At 65.7% G+C, this 22,939-nt stretch carries 22 protein-coding genes; 10 read left to right on the forward strand and 12 right to left on the reverse strand.

Annotation, left to right across the window (positions count from 1 at the left end; translation table 11 throughout):
- Positions 1 to 16: 16 nt before the first annotated feature.
- From pyrR to BLR77_RS08350, 4 genes are all read left to right on the forward strand, one after another.
- Positions 17 to 520, forward strand: a complete 504-nt coding sequence (pyrR, locus tag BLR77_RS08335; protein WP_074676559.1) for a bifunctional pyr operon transcriptional regulator/uracil phosphoribosyltransferase PyrR — start codon at positions 17 to 19, stop codon at positions 518 to 520.
- Positions 521 to 531: 11 nt separating this feature from the next.
- On the forward strand, positions 532 to 1,539 hold the full coding sequence (locus BLR77_RS08340; protein ID WP_074676561.1) for an aspartate carbamoyltransferase catalytic subunit: 1,008 nt from the start codon (positions 532 to 534) through the stop codon (positions 1,537 to 1,539).
- Entirely contained in the window at positions 1,539 to 2,810 is a 1,272-nt protein-coding gene (locus tag BLR77_RS08345) for a dihydroorotase (protein ID WP_074676563.1), read from the forward strand. Before BLR77_RS08340 ends, BLR77_RS08345 begins: the two co-directional genes overlap by 1 nt.
- A gap of 315 nt (positions 2,811 to 3,125) precedes the next feature.
- A complete protein-coding gene (locus BLR77_RS08350; protein ID WP_074676565.1) occupies positions 3,126 to 5,033 on the forward strand; it encodes a beta-ketoacyl synthase in 1,908 nt (635 codons plus the stop codon).
- A gap of 67 nt (positions 5,034 to 5,100) precedes the next feature.
- On the opposite strand, the gene cysQ is transcribed toward BLR77_RS08350, so the two are convergent.
- Entirely contained in the window at positions 5,101 to 5,919 is an 819-nt protein-coding gene (gene cysQ / locus BLR77_RS08355) for a 3'(2'),5'-bisphosphate nucleotidase CysQ (protein ID WP_074676567.1), read from the reverse strand.
- Positions 5,916 to 6,482 (reverse strand): ADP compounds hydrolase NudE, encoded by a 567-nt coding sequence (gene nudE, locus BLR77_RS08360; protein ID WP_074676569.1) that lies wholly within the window; start codon positions 6,480 to 6,482, stop codon positions 5,916 to 5,918. Before nudE ends, cysQ begins: the two co-directional genes overlap by 4 nt.
- A 109-nt stretch (positions 6,483 to 6,591) precedes the next feature.
- Between nudE and yrfG the strand changes: the two genes are divergently transcribed.
- Positions 6,592 to 7,272 (forward strand): GMP/IMP nucleotidase, encoded by a 681-nt coding sequence (gene yrfG / locus BLR77_RS08365; protein WP_074676571.1) that lies wholly within the window; start codon positions 6,592 to 6,594, stop codon positions 7,270 to 7,272.
- Positions 7,273 to 7,352: 80 nt separating this feature from the next.
- Here the strand turns inward: yrfG and lysM are convergent, their stop codons facing one another.
- Positions 7,353 to 7,790 carry a peptidoglycan-binding protein LysM gene (gene lysM, locus BLR77_RS08370; protein ID WP_074676573.1) on the reverse strand — a complete coding sequence of 146 codons (438 nt, stop codon included), beginning with the start codon at positions 7,788 to 7,790 and terminating at the stop codon, positions 7,353 to 7,355.
- Positions 7,791 to 7,909: 119 nt separating this feature from the next.
- On the opposite strand from lysM, the gene BLR77_RS08375 reads away from it, so the two are divergent.
- The 4 genes from BLR77_RS08375 to BLR77_RS08390 all read left to right on the forward strand — a co-directional run bounded on the left by BLR77_RS08375 (position 7,910) and on the right by BLR77_RS08390 (position 12,573).
- Complete coding sequence (locus BLR77_RS08375; protein ID WP_074676575.1) at positions 7,910 to 8,797, forward strand: LysR family transcriptional regulator; 888 nt, start codon at positions 7,910 to 7,912, stop codon at positions 8,795 to 8,797.
- A gap of 97 nt (positions 8,798 to 8,894) precedes the next feature.
- Positions 8,895 to 9,710 (forward strand): formate dehydrogenase accessory sulfurtransferase FdhD, encoded by an 816-nt coding sequence (gene fdhD, locus BLR77_RS08380; protein ID WP_074676577.1) that lies wholly within the window; start codon positions 8,895 to 8,897, stop codon positions 9,708 to 9,710.
- The gene (locus BLR77_RS08385) at positions 9,707 to 12,046 is read left to right on the forward strand and encodes an FdhF/YdeP family oxidoreductase (RefSeq protein WP_074676579.1); all 2,340 of its coding nucleotides are present in this window, start codon (positions 9,707 to 9,709) and stop codon (positions 12,044 to 12,046) included. The genes fdhD and BLR77_RS08385 overlap by 4 nt, the downstream gene beginning before the upstream one ends.
- Before the next feature lie 83 nt (positions 12,047 to 12,129).
- Positions 12,130 to 12,573, forward strand: coding sequence for a glycine zipper domain-containing protein (locus BLR77_RS08390; RefSeq protein ID WP_074676581.1), 444 nt, complete (start codon positions 12,130 to 12,132; stop codon positions 12,571 to 12,573).
- Here BLR77_RS08390 and BLR77_RS08395 read toward each other — a convergent pair.
- The 6 genes from BLR77_RS08395 to BLR77_RS08420 form a co-directional block, all read right to left on the reverse strand.
- On the reverse strand, positions 12,567 to 13,334 hold the full coding sequence (locus BLR77_RS08395) for a DUF4824 family protein (RefSeq protein ID WP_074676583.1): 768 nt from the start codon (positions 13,332 to 13,334) through the stop codon (positions 12,567 to 12,569). The genes BLR77_RS08390 and BLR77_RS08395 overlap by 7 nt on opposite strands.
- Positions 13,331 to 14,395, reverse strand: coding sequence for a DUF2157 domain-containing protein (locus BLR77_RS08400; protein WP_074676586.1), 1,065 nt, complete (start codon positions 14,393 to 14,395; stop codon positions 13,331 to 13,333). The genes BLR77_RS08395 and BLR77_RS08400 overlap by 4 nt, the downstream gene beginning before the upstream one ends.
- 49 nt (positions 14,396 to 14,444) lie before the next feature.
- The gene (locus BLR77_RS08405; RefSeq protein ID WP_074676588.1) at positions 14,445 to 14,879 is read right to left on the reverse strand and encodes an acyl-CoA thioesterase; all 435 of its coding nucleotides are present in this window, start codon (positions 14,877 to 14,879) and stop codon (positions 14,445 to 14,447) included.
- 85 nt (positions 14,880 to 14,964) lie between these two features.
- Positions 14,965 to 16,128: an iron-containing alcohol dehydrogenase gene (locus BLR77_RS08410; RefSeq protein WP_074676590.1), complete on the reverse strand. Its 1,164-nt coding sequence runs from the start codon at positions 16,126 to 16,128 to the stop codon at positions 14,965 to 14,967.
- Between the two features lie 130 nt (positions 16,129 to 16,258).
- Complete coding sequence (locus BLR77_RS08415) at positions 16,259 to 18,049, reverse strand: acyl-CoA dehydrogenase C-terminal domain-containing protein (protein WP_074676592.1); 1,791 nt, start codon at positions 18,047 to 18,049, stop codon at positions 16,259 to 16,261.
- Positions 18,046 to 19,287: a 3-hydroxyacyl-CoA dehydrogenase gene (locus tag BLR77_RS08420; protein ID WP_074676594.1), complete on the reverse strand. Its 1,242-nt coding sequence runs from the start codon at positions 19,285 to 19,287 to the stop codon at positions 18,046 to 18,048. The genes BLR77_RS08415 and BLR77_RS08420 overlap by 4 nt, the downstream gene beginning before the upstream one ends.
- A gap of 98 nt (positions 19,288 to 19,385) precedes the next feature.
- On the opposite strand from BLR77_RS08420, the gene BLR77_RS08425 reads away from it, so the two are divergent.
- Complete coding sequence (locus BLR77_RS08425; RefSeq protein WP_074676595.1) at positions 19,386 to 20,309, forward strand: LysR family transcriptional regulator; 924 nt, start codon at positions 19,386 to 19,388, stop codon at positions 20,307 to 20,309.
- Here the strand turns inward: BLR77_RS08425 and BLR77_RS08430 are convergent.
- The 3 genes from BLR77_RS08430 to BLR77_RS25590 form a co-directional block, all read right to left on the reverse strand.
- Positions 20,306 to 21,589 (reverse strand): NTP/NDP exchange transporter, encoded by a 1,284-nt coding sequence (locus BLR77_RS08430; RefSeq protein ID WP_074676597.1) that lies wholly within the window; start codon positions 21,587 to 21,589, stop codon positions 20,306 to 20,308. The two genes, BLR77_RS08425 and BLR77_RS08430, sit on opposite strands and share 4 nt — an antisense overlap.
- Before the next feature lies 1 nt (position 21,590).
- Positions 21,591 to 22,511: an aldo/keto reductase gene (locus BLR77_RS08435; RefSeq protein WP_074676599.1), complete on the reverse strand. Its 921-nt coding sequence runs from the start codon at positions 22,509 to 22,511 to the stop codon at positions 21,591 to 21,593.
- 235 nt (positions 22,512 to 22,746) lie between these two features.
- The gene (locus BLR77_RS25590) at positions 22,747 to 22,914 is read right to left on the reverse strand and encodes a hypothetical protein (protein WP_169716319.1); all 168 of its coding nucleotides are present in this window, start codon (positions 22,912 to 22,914) and stop codon (positions 22,747 to 22,749) included.
- Positions 22,915 to 22,939: the final 25 nt, after the last annotated feature.

Raw genomic sequence — 22,939 nt, forward strand, 5'->3', positions numbered from 1 at the left:
ACCAAGGAGTTTCGCCATGCTACCGAACCCCAACGACCTGCTGCCGGCCATGGCCAGCGCCCTGACCCAGCACCTGAACCAGCGCCAGATCAGCGAGCCGCGTTTCATCGGCATCCGCACCGGCGGCGTCTGGGTCGCCCGGGCCCTGCTCGCCGCCCTGGGGCGCGATGACGCGCTGGGCGTGCTCGACGTGTCCTTCTACCGCGATGATTTCACCCAGAACGGCCTGCACCCACAGGTGCAGCCCTCCGAGCTGCCGTTCGAGATCGAAGGCCAGCATCTGGTGCTGATCGACGACGTATTGATGAGCGGCCGCACCATACGCGCCGCACTGAACGAGCTGTTCGACTACGGCCGCCCGGCCAGCGTGACCCTGGTCAGCCTGCTCGACCTGAACGCCCGCGAATTGCCGATCCGCCCCGACGTGGTCGGTGCCACCCTGTCGCTGGCGGCCAACGCGCGGGTAAAATTGTCCGGCCCCACGCCGCTGACCCTCGAACTCCAGACGCTCGCCAACTGAGACTCCCCGCGATGACGCCACTCGCCGCCAAGCGCCCGCTACAGCTGAACGACCAAGGTCAGCTGCGCCATTTCCTCTCACTCGACGGCCTGCCCCGCGAGCTGTTGACCGAAATCCTCGACACCGCCGACTCCTTCCTCGAAGTCGGCGCACGTGCGGTGAAGAAGGTCCCGCTGCTGCGCGGCAAGACCGTGTGCAACGTGTTCTTCGAGAACTCCACGCGCACCCGCACCACCTTCGAACTGGCCGCCCAGCGCCTGTCGGCCGACGTCATCAGCCTCAACGTGTCGACCAGCTCCACCAGCAAGGGCGAGACGCTGTTCGATACCCTGCGCAACCTCGAGGCCATGGCCGCCGACATCTTCGTCGTGCGCCATGCCGACTCCGGCGCGGCGCACTTCATCGCCGAGCACGTGTGCCCGAACCTGGCGATCATCAACGGCGGCGACGGCCGTCATGCGCACCCGACCCAGGGCATGCTCGACATGCTCACCATCCGCCGCCACAAGGGCGACTTCGACAAGCTCTCGGTGGCCATCGTCGGCGACATCCTGCACTCACGGGTGGCGCGCTCGAACATGCTGGCGCTGAAGACCCTGGGCTGCCCGGACATCCGCGTCATCGCGCCCAAGACCCTGCTGCCCATCGGCCTGGAGCAAAGCTACGGCGTGCGCGTGTTCAGCGACGCCAACGAAGGCCTCAAGGATGTCGACGTGGTGATCATGCTGCGCCTGCAGCGCGAGCGCATGCAGGGCGGCCTGCTGCCCAGCGAGGGTGAGTTCTACCGCCTGTTCGGCCTCACCGAACAACGCCTCAAGCTGGCCAAGCCAGACGCCCTGGTCATGCACCCGGGCCCGATCAACCGTGGCGTGGAGATCGAGTCGGCGGTGGCCGACGGTCCGCAGTCGGTGATCCTCAATCAGGTCACCTACGGTATCGCCATCCGCATGGCCGTGCTGTCGATGGCCATGAGCGGGCAGAACGCCCAACGTCAACTCAACGCCGAGGAGGCCAACTGATGCGTACCGCAATCCTCGGCGCCCGCGTGATCGACCCGGCCAGCGGCCTGGATCAGGTCAGCGACCTCTATATCGATGGCGGTAAGCTGATCGCCACTGGTCAGGCGCCCACTGGTTTCGTCGCCGATCAGACCCTCGACGCTCAGGGCCTGATCGCCGCCCCCGGCCTGGTCGATCTGTCCGTGGCCCTGCGCGAGCCGGGCTATAGCCGCAAGGGCAGCATCGCCACGGAAACCCTGGCCGCAGCGGCCGGCGGCGTCACCAGTCTGTGCTGCCCACCCTTCACCAAGCCGGTACTGGATACTTCGGCCGTGGCCGAGCTGATTCTCGACCGCGCCCGTGAAGCGGGGCACACCAAGGTCTTCCCCATTGGCGCGCTGAGCAAGGGGCTGGCCGGCGAGCAGCTGGCCGAACTGGTCGCCCTGCGCGATGCCGGCTGCGTGGCCTTCGGCAACGGCCTGGACAACTTCCGCAGCAGCCGTACCCTGCGCCGCGCACTGGAATATGCGGCCACCTTCGACCTGCAGGTGATCTTCCATTCGCAGGACGCCGACCTGGCCGAAGGCGGCCTGGCCCATGAAGGCCCGACCGCCAGCTTCCTCGGCCTGGCCGGCATCCCTGAAACCGCCGAGACCGTGGCACTGGCCCGCGACCTGCTGCTGGTAGAACAGAGCGGCGTGCGCGCGCACTTCAGCCAGATCACCAGCGCCCGCGGCGCCGAACTGATCGCCAATGCCCAGGCCCGTGGCCTGCCGGTGACCGCCGATGTGGCGCTGTACCAGCTGATCCTCACCGACGAGGCATTGATCGACTTCTCCAGCCTCTATCACGTACAGCCGCCACTGCGCTCGCGTGCCGACCGCGACGGCCTGCGCGAAGCGGTAAAGGCCGGGGTGATCTCGGCCATCGCCAGCCACCACCAGCCGCACGAGCGCGATGCCAAGTTGGCGCCCTTCGCCGCCACCGAACCGGGCATCAGCAGCGTGCAGTTGCTGCTGCCGCTGGCCCTTAGCCTGGTGCAGGACGGCCTGCTGGATCTGCCGACGCTGCTGGCACGCCTGTCCAGCGGTCCGGCCACCGCACTGCGCCTGCCGGCCGGCAGCCTGAGCGTAGGCGGCGCTGCCGATATCGTGCTGTTCGATGCGCAAGCCTCGACCGTCGCCGGTGAGCAGTGGTACTCCAAGGGCAGCAACTGCCCCTTCATCGGCCATTGCCTGCCAGGCGCGGTGCGCTACACGCTGGTCGACGGGCATATCAGCTACCAGGGCTGAGCCGACACAAGCCCGCCAGCAGGCGGGCTTGCCAGCAGGATGTCGCGGGGCCGCCTAGGCCATGCGCACCAGCCTTCAGAAAACAGCGGTGCGCACGGCGCACCCTACCCCCGGTCCATTGTCCCGCTAACGCCCCGCCCATCCGCAACACACCTCACTCTCGCCACGACATTGGACGAATGAGTGACTCGACGGTCATGATCCACGTCAGGTTAGGCAGCCGAAATTTTCCAAATGCCACCGCCCTATGACCCTGCTCGCGCCCAGATGCGCCGGCCCGGCGTCGCGCTGGCCTTGTTCAGGAGCTTTTGATTTATGTCGCGCTTACCTGTGATCGTGGGTTTTGGGGGTTACAACGCAGCCGGGCGCAGCTCCTTCCACCATGGTTTCCGTCGCACCGTGCAGGAGTCGCTGGAACCCCAGGCGCGCCAGGAAACCCTGGCCGGGCTGGCACAGATGATGAAACTGGTGCGCGTGGTCGATGGCCAGTACCAGGATCAGGACGGCCAGCCGCTGAGCCTGGCCGAGATTGAAAGCCGCTACGCCAAGGAGATTCTGGCCGGCACCCTGGTGCGCCGCCTCGAGAAGCAGCACCTCGACCCGGACGCAGCCCACTGGCAGAAGAGCATCAGCGTTGCACCCAGCAACGGCGCCAGCCTGAGCTTTATCACCCAGCGCAAACAACTGCCCGAGCCGCTGCCGGCCAACTGGTCGCTGGAAGAACTCGAAGGCAATGAAGTACGCGTCACCCTGCACGACAGTTGCGAATTCAAGGTCGACAGCTACCGCCCGCTGGCGGTGAAGTCCGCCGGCCAGTTGCCCACCGGCTTCGAGCCGAGCGAGCTGTACAACGCACGCTTTCACCCACGCGGCCTGGCCATGACCGTGGTCGGCGTCACCGACGCCCTGCGCTCGGTGGGCATCGACTGGCAGCGCATCGTCCAGCACGTCGCACCGGACGAAATCGCCGTGTTCGCCAGTTGCATCATGAGCCAGCTCGACGAAAACGGCTTCGGCGGCATGATGCAGTCGCGCCTCAAGGGCGGTCGCGTCACCGCCAAGCAACTGGCCCTGGGCCTGAACACCATGCCGGCCGACTTCATCAACGCCTACGTGCTCGGCAGCGTCGGCACCACCGGCAGCATTACCGGCGCCTGCGCCACCTTCCTTTACAACCTGCAGAAGGGCATCGAGCAGATCGCCTCGGGCAAGGCACGCGTGGTCATCGTCGGCAGCAGCGAGGCGCCGATCAATCAGGAATGCATCGAGGGTTACGGCGCCATGGGCGCACTGGCCACCGAAGAAGGCCTGCGCCAGATCGAGGGCAAGAGCGAGGTAGATTTCCGCCGCGCCAGCCGCCCGTTCGGCGACAACTGCGGCTTCACCCTGGCCGAGGCCTGCCAGTTCGTGGTGCTGATGGACGACGAGCTGGCCCTGGAACTGGGTGCCGACATCCATGGCGCCGTGCCGGACGTGTTCATCAACGCCGACGGTTTCAAGAAGTCCATCTCCGCTCCCGGCCCGGGCAACTACTTGACCGTGGCCAAGGCCGTGGCCAGCGCCGTGCAACTGCTCGGCCTGGACGCCGTGCGTAGCCGCAGCTTCGTCCATGCCCACGGCTCCAGCACCCCGGCCAACCGCGTCACCGAGTCGGAGATTCTCGACCGCGTCGCCAGCGCCTTCGGTATCGAGCAATGGCCGGTCACCGCAGTGAAGGCCTTCGTCGGTCATTCCCTGGCCACCGCCAGCGGCGACCAGGTGATCGCGGCCCTCGGCGCCTTCAAGTACGGCATCGTGCCGGGCATCAAGACCATCGACGCCGTCGCCGGCGACGTGCATCAGGATCACCTGAGCCTGTCCACCGAAGACCGTAAAGTGGGTGAGCACGCGCTGGACGTGGCCTTCATCAACTCCAAGGGTTTTGGCGGCAACAACGCCAGCGCCCTGGTGCTGGCCCCGCACGTGACCGAGCGCATGCTGCGCAAGCGTCATGGCCAGGCCGCCTTCGACGCCTACCTGGCGCGCCGCGAGAGCACCCGTGCCGCCGCTGCCGCCTACGACCAGCAGGCGCTGCAAGGCAAGCTGGACATCATCTACAACTTCGGCAACGACATGATCGACGACCAGGCGATCTCCATCACCACCGAAGAAGTGAAGGTGCCGGGCTTCGACCAGCCGCTGGTGTTCAAGAAAGACGCGCGCTACAGCGATATGCTCGACTGAGCCTGTCGCATTCCCGTAGGGCGGGTGCAACCCGCCAATATCACGGCGGGTTTCACCCGCCCTACGATTAAAGCGCCCGCGCCAGTTCGATCAGCTCGCCACGCCATTCGGCGGCGGCCGGCAAGGCCAGGAACGAGGGATTGAGGAAGGATTCGCGCGCCTCGTAGGTGAGCACTTCACCGGCCAGATTCAGCACCTCGCCACCCGCCCCTTCCAGCACGCCCTGCGCTGCAGCGGTATCCCACTGGGAGGTGGGCGCCAGGCGCGGATAGCAGTCGGCATTGCCTTCGGCCAGCAGGCAGAACTTCAGCGAACTGCCGATATTGGCCAGCGCCGGCTCACCGAAACGGGCAGCCAGGCACGCGAGCAAGGTTTCCTGCGCCGGGCTGGAATGACGCTTGCTGGCCACCAGGGTGAACCCTTGCGCGGGCGCCAGACGCACGCTGATCGACTGCTCGCTGCCTGGCACCTCGCTGCGCCAGGCACCCAACCCCGCGCCACCGTAGTAGCAGCGACCATTGGCGGGAATGCCGACCACGCCAAAGACCACGCGGCCGCGCTCGATCAGCGCGACATTGACGGTGAACTCTTCGGAGCCGGCGATAAATTCCTTGGTGCCATCGAGCGGATCGACCAGCCACCAGCGCGTCCAGGCGGCGCGCTCGGCCAGCGGGATATCAGCGGCCTCTTCCGACAGTACCGGCACGTCCGGCGCCAGCGCCTGCAGGCCATCGAGCAGAATGTGATGCGCGGCCAGATCGGCAGCGGTCACCGGCGAGGCATCGGCCTTCTCCATCACGGCCACGTCGCTGCGCCAGTGAGGCAGGGTCGCCGCGCCGGCTTCGCGCACCAGTTCGATCACCCGGGGAATATAGGGATGGCTCACAGGCTGAACTCCCCGCGCTGGGTCAGCAGGTCGCGCACCAGATACAGCGCCGCCAGGGCACGCCCTTCGCTGAACTGCTCGTGCTGGGCCAGGCTGGATAGCTCGCGCAGGCTGATGCGATCGACCCGCATCGGCTCGGGCTCGTCACCGGGCAGGCGTTCCTCGTAGAGATTGCGCGCCAGTACCACCTGAATCTTCTGGCTCATATAGCCGGGCGACAGGCTCAGCTCGGTGATGTACTCCAGCTCGTGCGCGCCGAACCCGGCTTCTTCCTTGAGCTCGCGATTGGCCGCCACCAGCACGTCCTCACCCGGTTCGATCAGCCCCTTGGGCAGCGACAGCTGATAGTCGTCGGTGCCGCCGCAATACTCCTCGATCAGCACCGCGTGTTCGGCGTCGAGCATCGCCACCACCATCACCGCGCCGTAGCCCGAGCCCTTGCCGACCAGTCGCTCATAGGTGCGCTCCGTGCCGTTGGAGAAGCGCAACTGCACTTCCTCGACACGAAACAGGCGGCTACTGGCGACGATTTCGCGGGCGAGGACCGTGGGTTTTTGGCGCATGAGGCAACTCCTTGGCGGGACCGAGCGGGTTATCATACAGCGGCTTTTCGCATTATCCCTGACCGAGATTGCATCAAGGCGAAACCATCGCCTCAACAGAGACGCGCGCATGCCCGCACTGCCCTGGCACCAGATCGACACCGTCCTGCTGGATATGGACGGCACCCTGCTCGACCTGCACTTCGACAACCACTTCTGGCTCACCCACCTGCCGCAGCGTTACGCCGAGCATCATGGCGTCAGCCTGGCGCTGGCGCAGGCCGAACTGCTGCCGCTGTTTCGCGAGCATGCCGGTACGCTGAACTGGTACTGCACCGACTTCTGGAGCCGCGAGCTGAAGTTGTCGATCCGCGAGCTCAAGCGCGAGGTCGCCCACCTGATCGCTCTGCGCCCGGATGCCGAATTCTTTCTGCGCGCCCTACGCGAAGCCGGCAAGCGCGTGGTGCTGATCACCAACGCGCACCGCGACTCGCTGTCGCTGAAGATGGAGCGCGTCGAACTGGCGCCCTGGTTCGAGCGCCTGATCAGCTCCCACGACTATGGTTTTCCCAAAGAGGATCAACAGTTCTGGTTCGCCCTGCGCCAGGACGTCGACTTCGACCCGGCGCGCAGCCTGTTCATCGACGACAGCCTGCCGATCCTGCGTAGCGCCGGCCAATTCGGCGTCACCCATCTGCTTGCCGTGCGCCAGCCGGACAGCCAGGCCGGGCCGAAGGACACCGAGGAGTTCGCCGCAGTGGAGGATTACCGGGAGTTGCTGCTGGGGCTACCTGCGACGCACTCGCCATAGGAGCCGGCTTGCCGGCGATTCCGGAAGACTTCGGTAGCCGGCAAGGCCAGGCGCCCCGCTACTCCTGCGGGGAGGCGGGTTTATTCGGGAATGCGCAATACCTGCCCCGGGTAGATTTTGTCCGGGTGACTGAGCATCGGCTTGTTGGCCTCGAATATCTTCATGTAGGCGTTGGCATCGCCGTACTCGGCCTTGGCGATTGCGCTCAGTGTGTCGCCCTTCTTCACCGTAACGAAGCGCGCTGCTGGCGCAGGCGTGGTCACGCTGATCTGGTCATCGACTTCACCAACACCGGCGACGTTGCCCAGCGCCAGGAGGATCTTTTCCTTCTCTTCCTGGCTGGCCACTTCGCCACGGGCGATGACCTTGTCGCCCTCGACACTGACCTCGATATTCGGGTTACCCAGGCCAACCTTGGTAACGTGTGCCTTGAGCGATTCGGCGGCCTGCGCCTCCTGACCCACCAGCGACTCCCAGAGCTTGACCCCGGCGTCTTTGACAAAGGCAAACAGACTCATGGCAATTCCTCTCGTTCCTTGTGAATGACCGGGCAAGGCGCCCGAAGAGCAAAGTCTAGTTCAGGAAACACCCCTGATTAGCATTCGCGCATTAGAATCCGGGCAAACCAGGAGCCCCCATGGACATAAAGCAGCTGAAATTTCTCGTCGCCCTCGACGAGACCCGCCACTTCGGTCAGGCCGCTGCACGTTGCCACGTGACCCAGCCGACGCTGTCCATGCGCCTGCGCCAGCTGGAAGACGAACTGGGACTGGAGCTGGTGCGCCGTGGCCAGCGTTTCGAGGGGTTCAGCGCCGAAGGTGAGCGCATCCTGGCCTGGGCGCGCAGCCTGCTGGCGGCGCAGGATGGCCTGCTTGCCGAGGCAGCCGCCTGCCGTGGCCATCTGGTCGGCACCTTGCGCCTGGGCGTGGTGCCCCTGGCCAGTTTCGACCCCATGCGCCTGGTCAGTTTGTTCGCCGAGCGTCACCCCGGGCTGCGCTTTCAGTTGCACGCACTGAGCAGCGATCAGATTCTTGAGGGGCTGGTACGTAATCAGCTCGACCTCGGCCTGTCCTATCTCGACCGACTCGACCGTGAGCACTTCGCCAGCCTGGAGCTGGCCGAAGCACGTATGGGTCTGCTCTACGATCAGCGCCACTTCCACTTCGTCAGCAGCAGTCTGCGCTGGGAGCAGTTGGCCAATCTGCCCCTGGGCCTGCTCTCCACCGGCATGCACTTTCGCCAGTCCATCGATCACAGCTTCCGGGCTCGCGGCCTCAGCCCGCAGGTACGCCTAGAGGCCGATGCCGTGCACCACCTGACTCAAGCGGTCAGCGCCGGCCTGTGCTGCAGCGTCATGCCGTTGCCGGCCGACGGCGCTCCGACCGACGGTCATCTGCGCCTTCTGCCCATTGAGGACGCCCATACCCTGGCAGCTCAGGGCCTGATCATGCGGCGTAGCGCCCCTGCCTCACCGCTCGCGCAAGCCTGCTTCGAAGAGGCACGAGAGTGGCTGGCGGACGCTTGATAGATTTGCTCGATCAACACATCAAAGCCAACGATTAGACGCTCCCCACCCATGGGCCTAGGCTTAGCTGTGTCAATCTGTCACAGAGCTCGCCTCGATGGCCAAGCCAGCCGCACAGCCGCACATTGTCAGTGCCTATACCTACGCCGAACTCGGTGACGGTCGTGCGCAGCACGCTGCACTGGCCGAGGAATGTGCCCTGGCGATCAGCTACAACGACCTGAACCAGGCCGTGATGATGGTTTCCCCGCATCATCTGGAAGATTTTGCCGTAGGTTTCAGTCTTGGCAACGACCTGATCAAGTCAATCGACGACATCTATGACATCCAGTTACGCGGCCTCGGTGACAGCCGCGAAGCCCGCCTGCAAGTCAGCAGTCGCGCCTTCTGGGCACTCAAGCAGCAACGCCGGCAAATGGCCGGCACCAGCGGTTGCGGCCTGTGCGGCGTGGATGCTCTCGAACAGGCCTTGCCGGCCCTGACCGCCCTGCCCGGCGCCGCGCTGCCGCCACTGGAACACCTGACCGGTCTGCGCGAGCGCATCGCTGAGCAACAGCAACTGGCACGCCACAGCGGCGCGCTGCACGCCGCCCTGTTCATCGATGCCAGCGGCGAGATTCGTCTGTGCCGCGAAGACATCGGCCGCCATAACGCGCTGGACAAGCTGATCGGCGCCATCGCCCGCGAGCGCATCGCCACCCTTGGCGGCTTCGCCCTGGTTACCAGTCGCTGCAGCCTGGAGCTGCTGCACAAGGCGGTACGCGCCGGCATCGACACACTGGTGAGCCTGTCCGCCCCCACCGCCCTGACCGTGGACTGGGCGCGGCGTCACCGCCTCAACCTGATCCACCTGCCTCATCACAGCACGCCGCGGGTCTACAGCCCCGCGCCTGACGAAGAAGAACGACCATGAGCCTGCAACCCGTCAATCCCCGTTACAAACCCTACAGCGGCCCAGCCGCCGGTTGGGGCGCGCTGAACGCCGTCACCCGTTTCTGGCTGGACAGCAAACAGCCGTTCAAGAACCTGCGCGCGCTGCTCAAGACCAACCAGAACGGTGGCTTCGACTGCCCCGGCTGCGCCTGGGGCGATTCGCCCGAGGACGGTCACATCAAGTTCTGCGAAAACGGCGCCAAGGCGGTCAACTGGGAGGCCACCAAGCGCCGCGTGGATGCGTCCTTCTTCGCCCGCTACACGGTCAGCCAACTGCGTGAGCAGAGTGACTACTGGCTCGAGTACCAGGGTCGCCTGACCCATCCGATGCGTTACGACGCCAGCACCGATCGCTACGTGCAGACCAGCTGGGATGACGCCTTCGCCCTGATCGCCCAGCACCTCAAGGCACTGCCGAGCCCGGATCATGCCGAGTTCTATACCTCCGGCCGGGCCAGCAACGAGGCCGCGTTTCTCTACCAGCTGTTCGTCCGTGCCTACGGCACCAACAACTTCCCCGACTGCTCGAACATGTGTCACGAGGCCAGCGGCGTCGCCCTGGGCCAGAGCGTGGGGATCGGCAAGGGCAGCGTGACCTTCGCTGACTTCGAGCATGCCGATGCCATCTTCGTGCTCGGCCAGAACCCAGGCACCAACCACCCGCGCATGCTCGAGCCGCTGCGCGAAGCGGTCAAACGCGGTGCCCAGGTGGTCTGCTTCAACCCGCTGAAGGAACGTGGCCTGGAGCGCTTCCAGCATCCGCAGCACGCGCTGGAGATGCTCACCAACGGTTCCGAACCGCTGAATACCGCGTTCTTCCGGCCGGCGCTGGGTGGCGACATGGCCGCCCTGCGCGGCATCGCCAAGTTCCTCCTGCAGTGGGAGCGCGAGGCGCAGTCCAAGGGCGAACCGGCGGTGTTCGACCATGCCTTCATCGCCGAGCATACCGATGGCGTTGAGGCCTACCTGCAGTTGCTCGACGACAGCAGTTGGCAAGCGCTGGAAGCCCAGTCCGGCCTGAGCCTGCTGGAGATCGAACAGGCAGCACGCATGTACCGCCGCGCCGAGCGGGTGATCATCTGCTGGGCCATGGGCATCACCCAGCACCACCATTCGGTGGCCACCATCCAGGAAATCGTCAACCTGCAACTGCTGCGCGGCAACCTCGGCCGCCCGGGCGCCGGCCTGTGCCCGGTGCGCGGCCACAGCAACGTGCAGGGCGACCGCACCATGGGCATCAACGACCGCCCGCCGGTGACGCTGCTCGATGCCCTCGAAAAGCGCTTCCAGTTCAAGGTGCCGCGCGAGAACGGCCACAACACGGTCGAGGCGATCAACGCCATGATCGACGGCCAGGCCAAGGTGTTCATCGGCCTCGGCGGCAACTTCGCCCAGGCCACACCGGACAGCCCGCGCACGCACAAGGCACTGCAGAGCTGCGACCTGACCGTGCAGATCAGCACCAAGCTCAACCGCAGCCACCTCACCGTGGGCGGTGACGCGCTGATCCTGCCATGCCTGGGCCGTACCGATATCGACCACCAGGCCGGTGGCCCGCAGGCGGTGACGGTGGAAGACTCGTTCAGCATGATCCACGCCTCCTACGGCCAGCTCGAACCGCTGTCCGGCAGCGAGATGCGCTCGGAGCCGGCCATCGTCGCCGGTATCGCCAAGGCCACCCTGGGCAACCACCCGGTGGATTGGGACGCACTGATCGCCGACTACGACCGCATCCGCGAGCTGATCGCCGACACCATTCCCGGCTTCCACGACTTCAACCAGCGCGTCGCTCACCCCGGTGGTTTCTACCTCGGCAACTCGGCCGGCGCGCGGCAATGGAAAACCGCTTCCGGCAAGGCCAACTTCAAGGCCAATGCCCTGCTCGCCGACCTGCTGCCGCCGCAGGTGCGCGAGAGTGGCGAAACCCCGGATCTGATCCTGCAGACCCTGCGCTCGCACGACCAGTACAACACCACGGTGTATGGCCTCGATGACCGCTACCGTGGCGTGCGTGGTCAGCGCGACGTGCTCTTCGCCAACGAGGCGGACATCCTTCGCCTAGGCTTCAAGCCTGGCCAGAAGGTGGACATCCGCTCGCTGTGGAACGATGGCATCGAGCGTCGCGTCAGCGGCTTCACACTGCTCGCCTTCGACATCCCGGCCGGCCAGGCAGCCGCCTACTTCCCAGAGGCCAACCCGCTGGTGCCGCTGGAAAGCGCAGGTGTCGGCAGCAGTACGCCGACGTCGAAGTTCGTCGCTATTCGTCTGCAGGCGGCAAGCGCCGGCAACCTGCTGGGCAGCAGCGCAGCGAGCTGACCGGCGGCCAGGAACCTCGTACAGAAATCGTCGGTCAATGGCGTAACGCTCGCCATCTGGCGGTTTCTGTAATCGAGGTGTCCATGAAGTCTCTGCAACTCTTCTTTCTTTCCCTTGGCCTGAGCAGCGGTGGCTTCGCCTTCGCTGGCAGCACCGAAGCCGGTTTGGGCGGCGCCCTGGGTGGCGCTGTGGGGGCGATGGTTGGCCAGCAGGTTGGTGGCAACACGGGCGCAGCAGTCGGTGCCGGTCTCGGTGGTGCGGCCGGTAGCATGGTTGGTGCAGACCGTCGCAGCCGTACCGAAGCGGCCATTGGCGGCGCGCTGGGCGCTGCGGGTGGCAATGTCGTCGGCCAGCAGGTCGGTGGCAACACCGGCGGCGTGGTCGGTGCTGCAGTTGGCGGCGGCGCCGGTGGCGCGCTGGGCAACTACATGGGCAATGCCAGCTACGACGATGATCGTCGCGGCAAGCACCACCGTTACCATGGCAAGAAACACAAGAAACACCACAAACACTGGCGCCGTCACTGACGGATGCTGAGTACCCAGGGTTCATGGCGTCGGCCGAAGGCCACTTCGACCTGCGCCTTGAACCCTGTTTGGTCGTAGTTGCGCTCCCAGCCACGCGCCAGTTCGCGATAGCTGTAGGGAACGCTCAGACGATCGTTCTCCAGGCGAATGCTCGCGCCATAGCCGCCCTCCGAACCCTGGCGATAGGGTTCGATCCGCCCGGCCAGCAACACCTGGCGCTGCCGATCCGGCCAGCGCTGACGCAGTAACTGCGCATCCACGCCCGCATCCACCAGCATCAGACGGCTGGCCTGCTGCTCGACGAACTGCAGGCGACGCCGGCGATCATCGCGCGCCTGCTGCAACACCTCACTCTCGGGTTTGGCCTGCAGTTCGGCTTCAGCAGCACTCAATGCCTGACCGGCCTGCTCGACCTGGCTGCGGTACAGCGGCCCATCCAGCTCCAGCACCAGCCAGACTTCGCGTGCGGGCTGCCTGTTCAAGGCTTGCTCATCGCTCGCAGAGAAACCCAATTCGCGCAGCTTGGCCTCATTCAGCCAGGGCAGTTGCCAGCTCTCACCGGGGCGCTGCCAGCTCAGTTGCAGGCGCAGCACGCCATCGTCCTCATCGCGCAACCAACTGCCATGAACGCGCTGCAGCTCACGTTCACTGAGCAGCAGCTGCGCCTCGGGCTCGCCACTGCGGTTGTACCAGACGCCGCCCAGGGCGACGGCGTTGCTCAGCAGCACCACACCGAGACCAAGCCACACGGCCCGCTTCATTGCGCACCTCCTGGCGCGCTGCGCCGCCAGCGTTGCAGCACCACCAGCAGTAGCACAGCGATCAAACCGAGCAGGAGGAAGAACAGGTAGCGCGGCAGCAGTTGCCACCACCAGTCGAACAGTTTGGCGAAGAGCATGATCAGCGCGAAGACCAGACCGGTATTGACCACGTCCCCCCAGCCACGGCGAATGCCCAGCCATATCGTGAGCCCGGCCAGGACGAAGCCGAGCGTTTGATAGAACGCCTCGATCCAGCCTGTCGACCAGTCGAGATAGCTGCCGCTCCCCCAGTAGGACAGCACCAGCACCGGAGCGAGCAGATAGAGCAGACCGACCACTCGGTAGCAGGCGGCAAAGCCCGGATAGCGCCGCTGATCGAGCCATTGTGGCACCAGCAGCAGCGCCGCCAGCGGCAGGAACAGCTCCGGCCGTTCGCCCAACGACCACCAGTGCCAGCCCGCCCAGTCGCCAAGACGCGCAGCGACGAACAGACCGAAGCAGAGCAACGCCACCACCAGCAGCAGGCGCTGGCGGCACTGGTAGGCCAGCAGCAGCGCCAACGCTCCCCAGGGCACAAGGGCCTTGTCCGACGGGGTGATATTGAAGATCTGCCCGAGCATCGACAGGTTCAGCACGAAGCAGACGAACGCCAGCACGGCCGCCAGCTTGGCGTAGTAGCCAGAGGTATCGCGCGCCTGCAGCCAGAAGCACAGCAGCAGGCTGCCGAGGGTGCTGCCGAGGAGGATGGCGACTTGCGCAATGGCGTCGAACAGCCCCCAGAACTGGTAGAACAGGAAGAACAGCCCGGCCGCCAGCGCCAGCGCGCCGAACAGCGAGGCCAGGCGCATGCCCAGCGACAACTGGCGCGCACGGGCATCGGCATCAATGTCCAGGGTCTGCCGGTAGTGCGTCAACAACTGGCGATGATGGGCGGTGACCGCCTGTTCCTGCGCCTCACTCAGTTGCAACACCTGCTCGCGGCGCAGCTCGTCCAGCTCCTCGCGAAAGGCGGTGATGCGAGCGGCGCGTCGCTGCGCCTGCTCACGCTCGAGTTCGGACATGGACACTCCCTGGCGGATAAATTGTCCACAGCCTAGCAGTTGCGCCGAGCTAGGTCGTGAGCAGATGCTCCATCGCCGCGCGCAAGGTATCGGGTATCGCCACCGGGCGATTGCTCGCTCGGTCGACAAACACATGGACGAAGCGTCCAGCGGCGCAGGCCTGCTCCTCGCCGGCCTTGAAGATCGCCAGCTCGTACTGCACCGAGCTGTTGCCCAGCTTGCCGATGCGCAGCCCGACCTCGATGGCATCGGGGAAGGCGATGGAGGCGAAGTAGTCGCAGCTGGAGCTGACCACGAAGCCCACCACCGCGCCGTCGTGGATGTCCAGGCCGCCCTCGGCGATCAGGTAGGCATTCACCGCGCTGTCGAAGTAGCTGTAATAGGTCACGTTGTTGACGTGGCCATAGATGTCGTTGTCGTGCCAGCGCGTGGTGATCGGCTGGAAGTGGCGGTAATCGCCGCGCAGGTGTTGGGGTTGGTTCATCGATGATCCTTGGGTTGGAGTCGCGGCTAAAGCCCCTCCCACAGAACCGGAACCTTTGTGGGAGGGGCTTTAGCCGCGGCCTGAATCAGTAGGCAGCCTGATAAACGGCCAGGGCCTGCTGCTCGTTCATCTCGCGCGGATTGTTCACCAGCAGACGCTGCTGCAGCATGGCGTCCGCCGCCAGCGTGGGCAACATCGCCTCGCTCACGCCGGCATCGCGCAGGCGCGTCGGCAGGCCGCTGCGCTGGCTGAAGCCGGCCAGTGCCTCGATCAGTTGTTCGGCCTGCGTCGCCGCACTGCCCGCACGCAGACGCTCACCCACTACCAGCGGCGCCAGCTCGGCATACAGCGGTGCAGCGACCGGCGCATTGAAGGCCAGCACCTGTGGCAACACCAGGGCGTTGGACAGCCCATGGGGAATATGGAAATGCCCACCCAGCGGATAGGCCAGCGCATGCACCGCCGCCACCGGCGCGTTGGCGAACGCCTGCCCGGCGAGGCAAGCGCCGAGCAGCATGGCCTGGCGCGCCTGGCGGTTGCCGCCGTTGTGCACCACCTCATCGAGATTGGCCGCCAGCAAACGCAGCGCCTCGCGCGCCAGCAGGTCCGAAAGCGGGTTCTTCTTCAGCGCGCTGGTGTAGGCCTCGATGGCATGCACCATGGCGTCAATGCCGGTGGCAGCGGTAACCGCTGCCGGCAGGCCCAGGGTCAGGTCGGCATCGAGCAGCGCCAGATCCGGCAGCAGCAGCGGCGAAACCACTCCCATCTTGGTGGTCTCTCCGGTGGTGACGATGGCGATCGGTGTCACCTCGGAGCCGGTACCGGCGGTGGTCGGCACCTGGATCAGCGGCAGGCGCCGCCCGCGAGCATTGCCCACGCCATAGATCTCGCTCAGCGCCTGGCCGCAGTCAGGGTGCGCCAGCAACGCCACCAGCTTGGCCACATCCATCGAGCTGCCGCCACCGAAACCGACCACCAGCTCTGCCTGCCCCTCGCGGGCCTGGGCCACGGCGGCCAGCACCACGGCCTCGGGCGGGTCGGCCAGCACCTGGTCGAATACCTGCACGCTCATGCCAGCGCGGGCGAAGCCCGGCAGCAAGGGTTCCAGCAGGCCGAGACGGGTGATACCGGGATCGGTGACGATCAGCACGCGCTGGGCGCCGCGCTCGCGGCAGAGTTCGGCCATACGCAGGCTGGCGCCGGATTCGCAGAGAATCTGCGCGGTGGTGGCGAAGCTGAAGGGATGCATTGGGTTGCTCCTCTTGTTGTGGCCCGGATGGAATCCGGGGGTCGGTCGTACAAATGTCCCCGGATTGCATCCGGGCTACGCCGCTGCACGTCTCACGTGTAGGGTGCGCCGCGCGCACCAATAACCCGCGCTAGAACGCGAAGCTCTCCTCGTCCATGGCCATCAGACAATCCGCCCCGCCCAGCAAAGCTTCGCGGTGCGCGCTGGCACGCGGCAGCACGCGGCGCAGGTAGAACTGCGCGCTGTGCAGCTTGGCCTGGTAGAACTCCGTCTCGCCGCTGTCCGCCTCCAGCGCATCCTGCGCCCGCGCCGCGGCCTGCAGCCAGAAGCCGGCCAGCAGCAGGTAAGCCGAATACTGGAGAAAATCCACCGAGGTGGCGCCGATCTCCTGCGGGTCGCGCTGACAGGCGGCGATCACCGCACTGCTCAGCTCACGCCATTCGCCGAGACGCGCCTGCACCATGGCCGCCATCTGCGCCAGCGCCGGGCGATTGGCCTGCGCGTCGCACAATTCGCTGAACTCGGCCTGCAGCGCAGACAGTTCGGTGCCACCGTCGCCCAGCAATTTACGGCGGATATAGTCCAGCGCCTGGATACCATTGGTCCCTTCGTAAAGCTGGGTGATGCGACTGTCGCGCATCAACTGCTCCATGCCCCACTCGCGGATGAAGCCGTGCCCGCCGTAAACCTGCACGCCGTGGCTGGCCACTTCCTGGCCCATATCGGTGAAGAACGCCTTGACGATGGGGATCAGCAGCGCCGCGCGCTTGCCGGCCGCCTTGCGTGCCTCGGCCGACTCGGCGCCGTGCTCCAGGTCGAGCTGGCGTGCGGTGTAGGCAGCCAGCATGCGGCTGCCCTCGACCAGGGTCTTCTGGGTCAGCAGCATGCGCCGCACGTCGGGATGCACGATGATCGGATCGGCCGCCTTGTCCGGTGCCTGCACGCCCGCCAGGCCACGCGACTGCAGGCGTTCGCGGGCGTAGCGCAGAGCGCCCTGGAAGGCTGCCTCGCCAATGCCCAGGCCCTGCAGGCCGACCTGAAAGCGCGCGTCGTTCATCATGGTGAACATGCAGGCCAGGCCCTGGTTGGCCTCGCCCACCAACCAACCGGTGGCACCGTCGAAGTTCATCACGCAGGTGGAGGCCCCCTTGATGCCCATCTTGTGCTCGATGGCGCCACACGACAGCGTGTTGCGTTCGCCCGGCGTGCCGTCGGCGGTGGCGATGAACTTCGGCACCAGCAGCAGCGAAATACCCTTCACCCCCGCCGGTGCATCCGGCAGGCGCGCCAGCACCAGATGGATGATGTTTTCGGAGATGTCCTGCTCGCCGCCGCTGATAAAGATCTTGCTGCCGCTGACCTTGTAGCTGCCATCGGCCTGCGGCTCGGCGCGGGTACGCAGCAGGGCCAGGTCGGTGCCGGCCTGCGGCTCGGTCAGGCACATGGTGCCGGTCCACTGGCCGCTGACCAGCTTGCCCAGGTAAGTCTGCTTGAGCGCTTCGCTACCGTGCTTGTGCAGCGCCAGTACGGCGCCTTCGGTCAGCCCGGAGTAGACACGAAAGGACAGCGAGGCGCCCATCAGCATCTCGTGAAAGGCGAAGGCCACCAGCTGCGGAAAGCCCTGGCCGCCATACTCCACCGGCCCGGTCATGCTCGCCCAGCCGTTGTCCACGTACTGCCGGTAGGCATCGGCAAAGCCCTTGGGCGTGCTGACCTGGCCATTCTCCAGGCGGCAGCCCTCCTCATCGCTGTTGCGATTGAGCGGCGCGACCTCACCGGCGGCGAAGGCCGCAGCCTCCTCCAGCACGCCGTCGATCAGCTCGCGATCCAGGCCGTTGCCCAGGCGCTCGCAGTGGCCGGCAGCGTCGAACAGCTCGTGCAGCACGAAGCGCATATCGCGCAATGGCGCCTGATAACTCATACCTCGCCCTCCTGTACGTCAGCGAAACGCTTGTTGTCGCCCGCCAGGCGCTCGATCAACGCCGCCGGCTGCCAGTGGTTGCCAAAGCGTTCGGCCAGTTGCAGCAGCCGTTGGCGAATTGCGCCGACACCCTCGCCATCTGCCCAGGCCATTGGGCCGCCGCGCTCGGCGGGAAAGCCGTAACCGTTGAGGTAGACCAGATCGATATCACGGCTGTTGGCGGCGATGTTCCCCTCGAGAATCTTCGCCCCCTCGTTGACCAATGCCAGCAGGCAACGCTCGAGAATTTCCTCGTTGCCGATCTCACGGCGGGTTAACCCCAGGCGCTCCGATTGCATCTGCACCAGACCGTCGACGACCGGGTCATGCTCGGCCTGGCGGCTGCCGGGCGCGTAGAGGTAGTAACCCTTGCCGCTCTTCTGGCCGAAGCGGCCCAGTTCGCACAGGCGGTTGTCCACCTGCACCGCCGGATCGTCCTGGCCCTGGCCGGCCAGTTCACGGGCGCGCCACTCCAGGTCGATACCGACCACGTCGTACATGCGAAACGGCCCCATGGCGAAACCGAAAGCCTGCAGCGCGGCATCCACCTGATGCGGCCAGGCGCCTTCGAGCAGCAGCATGCGCGCCTCGCGCACGTAGGTATGCAGCATGCGGTTGCCGATGAAACCGTGACAGTTGCCGGCCACCACCGCCACCTTGCCCATGCGCTCGCCGAGTTCCTGAGCGGCCTGCAGCACGGCAGGCGCAGTTCTGGCACCACGCACGATTTCCAGCAGTTTCATGATGTGCGCCGGGCTGAAGAAGTGCAGACCCAGAACCGATTCCGGCCGCGAGGTGACTGCGGCGATGGCGTCGACATCCAGCGCCGAGGTGTTGCTGGCGAGGATGGCGCCGGGCTTCAGCACCGCGTCCAGCTCGCGGAAGATGCGCTGCTTGAGCTCGAGATTCTCGTAAACCGCCTCGATCACCAGATCGGCATCAGCCAGCGCCGCATAACCGTCCACCCCCTCGACGCGGGCTCGCCGCGCCGCGGCTTCGGCGGAATAGATACGGCCCTTGGCGACGTTGTGCGCCCAGGTCTGCTCGGCCATCTCCAGCCCCTGCTCGACCATCTGCGGGTTGTTGTCCAGCCACAGCACACGCAGGCCGGCATTGGCCAGGCTGATGACGATACCGCGGCCCATGGTGCCGGCGCCGATCACGGCAGCACAGCGAAGCGGCGAGACGACTTTATTCATTGTTGTTCCTCTCGTGCACAAACAGAAAAGCTTGGGTCACGATAAGCAAGCCGCTACTATTTTTGAAATTTAGTCTTGTGATACGACGTATTCAGTAGATGAATTTCACCAACTTCGACCTCAACCTGCTGCGGGTGCTCGACGCCCTGCTGCGCGAGCAGAACGTTTCGCGCGCCGCAGAACGCCTGGCGCTGAGCCAGCCGGCGGTGAGCAACGCGCTCAATCGCCTGCGCGTACTGCTCGACGACCCGCTGCTGGTTCGCGTGGGCAGGCGCATGCAACCCACTCCGCGAGCACTGGCACTGGAAGCACCGATCCGCAGTGCGTTACGTCAGCTGGAACAGAGCCTGAGCGCCGGTGAGTCGTTCGAGCCGGGTGAAAGTCGCCAGCGCTTTCGCATCGCCGTCACCGATTATGTCGAACTGGTGTGCATGCCACGCCTGCTCGACCGCCTGAGCCAGAAGGCACCCGGCATCGGCATCGATATACGCCACCTCAGCCCGAGCCTGCCGATGGAGGCGCTGGACAAGGGCGAGCTGGACCTGGTGCTGGGCCGCTTCGACGAAATGCCTGCGCGCTTCGCCCGCCGTCACTGGATGAGCGAAACACTCAAGCTGGCAGCACGTAACGATCACCCGCTGCTGCAGGGGCAACCGGATCTGGCCACTTTCCTGCGCCTGCGCCACCTCTGGGTACACGGCGGGCAGACCCGCGGCATGGTCGATCAGTGGCTGGGCGAGCAGGGCCTGTCGCGACAGATTCTCTACACCACGCCGAACTACCTGCAGGCCGCGCATATCGTCGCCGGCAGCGAACTGACGGCGGTACTGCCCACCGCCCTGGCCCGACATTTCGCCACGCTGCTGCCGCTACAACTATTCGATCTGCCCTTCACCCTCGGGCCCTTCCATCTGGAAGTGGTCAGCCTGGCACAGCGTCAGCGCGATGCGGCGCTGCAATGGCTGATCGAGGAAATCGTCGCGGTGAATCGTCAGGCCCAGGGCACGCACAGCGCACCCTAGGCGCGGGCCTGTTTATCGGCGCGACCGCCCAGGTACCAGCCGAGCACGCCCCACAGCGCGGCGCAGAGCGCACCGACCACGGCCACCAGCCAGGCGCCGTGGCCGAGCATGTCCAGCCCCGCCTTGGCCCAGCCGCTGAGGGCATCGCCGCCGCGGTAGACCACGGTGTCGATGAAATTCTTGGCCTTGTACTTGCTCTCGGCATCCAGCGGCGCGAAGAGCATTTCCCGCCCTGGCCGGACGAAGGCGTACTCGCCGATGCGCCGGACGATCATCAGCCCCGCCAACATGGCGAAGGTCGGCGCCAGCGCCAGGCCGATAAAGCCCAGGCAGACCAGCGCCGGCACCAGCGACAGCAGCACGCGCACGCCCAGCTTCTGCGCCACCCTGCCGGTGATGAATACCTGAGTCGCCAGGGCGCCGGCCTGCACGACGAAATCGATCACGCCGAACACCCGGACCTGCGCGGCGCGATCCGGAAACAGCTCGGCCACCAGGCGCGCCTGTTCGAAGTAGAGAAAGGTGCTCACCGAGGTGAGTAGCAAAATGAACGCGCCGATACCCAGCAGGTAACGCGAACCGAGCATACGCGTCAGCCCGCTGAACGGATTGCCCGGCACCGGCTTGCGCGGGCTTTCGCTGGGTAGCGCCCCAGGCCTTCCGGCGCCCTGGCGCTCGCGCCAGGCCATCAGGTAATGCTTGAGCGCCATGGCCGCACCGAGCAGCACGGCGGCCATCAGCATCAGGCCGGACTCGCCAACGGTGCCGATCAGGAGCGCGCTCAGCAGCGGCCCGCACAGCCCGCCGACGCTGGCGCCCGCAGCGATGAAGGCGAACAACCGCCGCGCCTGGGCGCCGTCGAACACATCGGCCATCAGGCTCCAGGCCACCGAAACGACGAACAGGTTGTAGACCGAGATCCACACGTAGAACACCCGCGCCAGCCACACGCTGTCGTGATCGACGCGAAACAGCAGGACGAAGGCCAGCAGGTTGAGACAGAAGAAGCCGTACACCCAGTCGATGAAATGGATGCGCGGGACTCTCGAGTTGAGCCAGGCGAACAGCGGTACCGCCAGCAGCATGACGACGAAGGTGGCGGTGAACAGCCACTGCAGGTTGTTCACCCCGCCGGTAATGCCCATCGCCTCGCGAATGGGCCGCAGCATGAAGTAGCCGGCGAACAGGCAAAAGAACAAGGCGAAGCCGGCCAGCACCGCAGCCAGTTCCTGCTCCTCGGCATTGATCGCCCGCGCAAGGCGCCGGGTCAGCGCCTGCATCTCAGGCGAACAGCTCGATGATGCGCTGGCGCTGCGCCGCGTCAGGCAGGCGGCCCTGACCGGCGAGGAGATTGTCGGCCATGTAACGCGGATTGGAGGTGGCCGGAATCACCGCAGTGACCGCCGGATTGGCGAGGATGAACTTGAGCATCAGCTGGGCCCAGGAAGTGACGTCCAGTTCCACCGCAGCCCAGTCGGGAAGGGTTTTCCCCTTGACGCGGTCGAACAGCGCCGAGCGCTGGAAGGGCCGGTTGATCAGTACCGCGATGCCCTTGTCGGCGCAGTACGGCAGCAGCTCACGCTCGGCGTTGCGCTCGCCGATGGAGTAGTTGAACTGGACGAAATCCACGGGCTCCTGGCGCAGCACGTCGAGCAGGCGCTCATGGGCGGAATCGAGGTAGTGAGTCACGCCGACGTAGCGTACCCGGCCCTGCTCTTTCAGCTCGCGCAACAGACCAAGTTGAGTGCTGGTGTCCTGCAGGTTGTGCACCTGCATCAGGTCGATGGTGTCGGTCTTGAGCGCGGCGAAGCTGGCCTCGATCTGCCGCTCACCTGCCGCGCGCCCCGAGGAGGACACCTTGCTGGCCAGGAACACCTTTTTGCGCATGTCGTCTTCCGCGGCCAGCGCACCACACACGGCCTCGGCTCGCCCGTAGCTGGGCGCGGTGTCCACCAGACTGGCGCCGCCATTGACCAGCGTCTGCAGCACTTCGCGCAAGGGCTGTAGCGCCTCCTCGGTCATTGCCACATCGTGGGTGCGCGACGTCCCCAGACCGATCACCGGCAGCAGTTCACCGCTACTGGGAATCGCCCGACTCAGCACCGTGCCTGAAGCGAAAGCGGATGACGGCAACCAGGGCATCAGGGCGGCTAACGCCGCCAGGCTGGCGCTGCCGTGCAGGAATCGACGACGACTGGGCATGGCGTGGCTCCTCTAACAGTGACCGGTTGGTTATAGGCACTGACCACGCTCAGACCAAGACGTTACATCCGCTGCTGGTCAGGTATGGGGGAAAGAACACATGCCGGTGAAACGCCTGCAGCCCGGCTATGACGGGAGGAAGAGGGGAAATGCGGCTGGCTACGAACGCAATATCCGGTAACCAAAAACGAAGCTGCGCCAGGCGGGATAACGACGCAGCGGTCGGGGAAAGGAATCAGGCCACGCGCGTGGCGGACTCGCTGATCAACATGCCGTGGGACACCAGATAGCAGCGCCTGCCGTTGCGTAGCGTCATCGGGCTACGACTGGCGATGACCCAGCCTTTGCTCAATAACTGCTCGATATGTGCACGCAGTGCGGGTAGATGGCGCTGTTCCTTCATGGCGACTCCTCATGTGATAGGTGAC

The organism is Ectopseudomonas alcaliphila (genome assembly GCF_900101755.1).
Classification (GTDB): domain Bacteria; phylum Pseudomonadota; class Gammaproteobacteria; order Pseudomonadales; family Pseudomonadaceae; genus Aquipseudomonas; species Aquipseudomonas alcaliphila.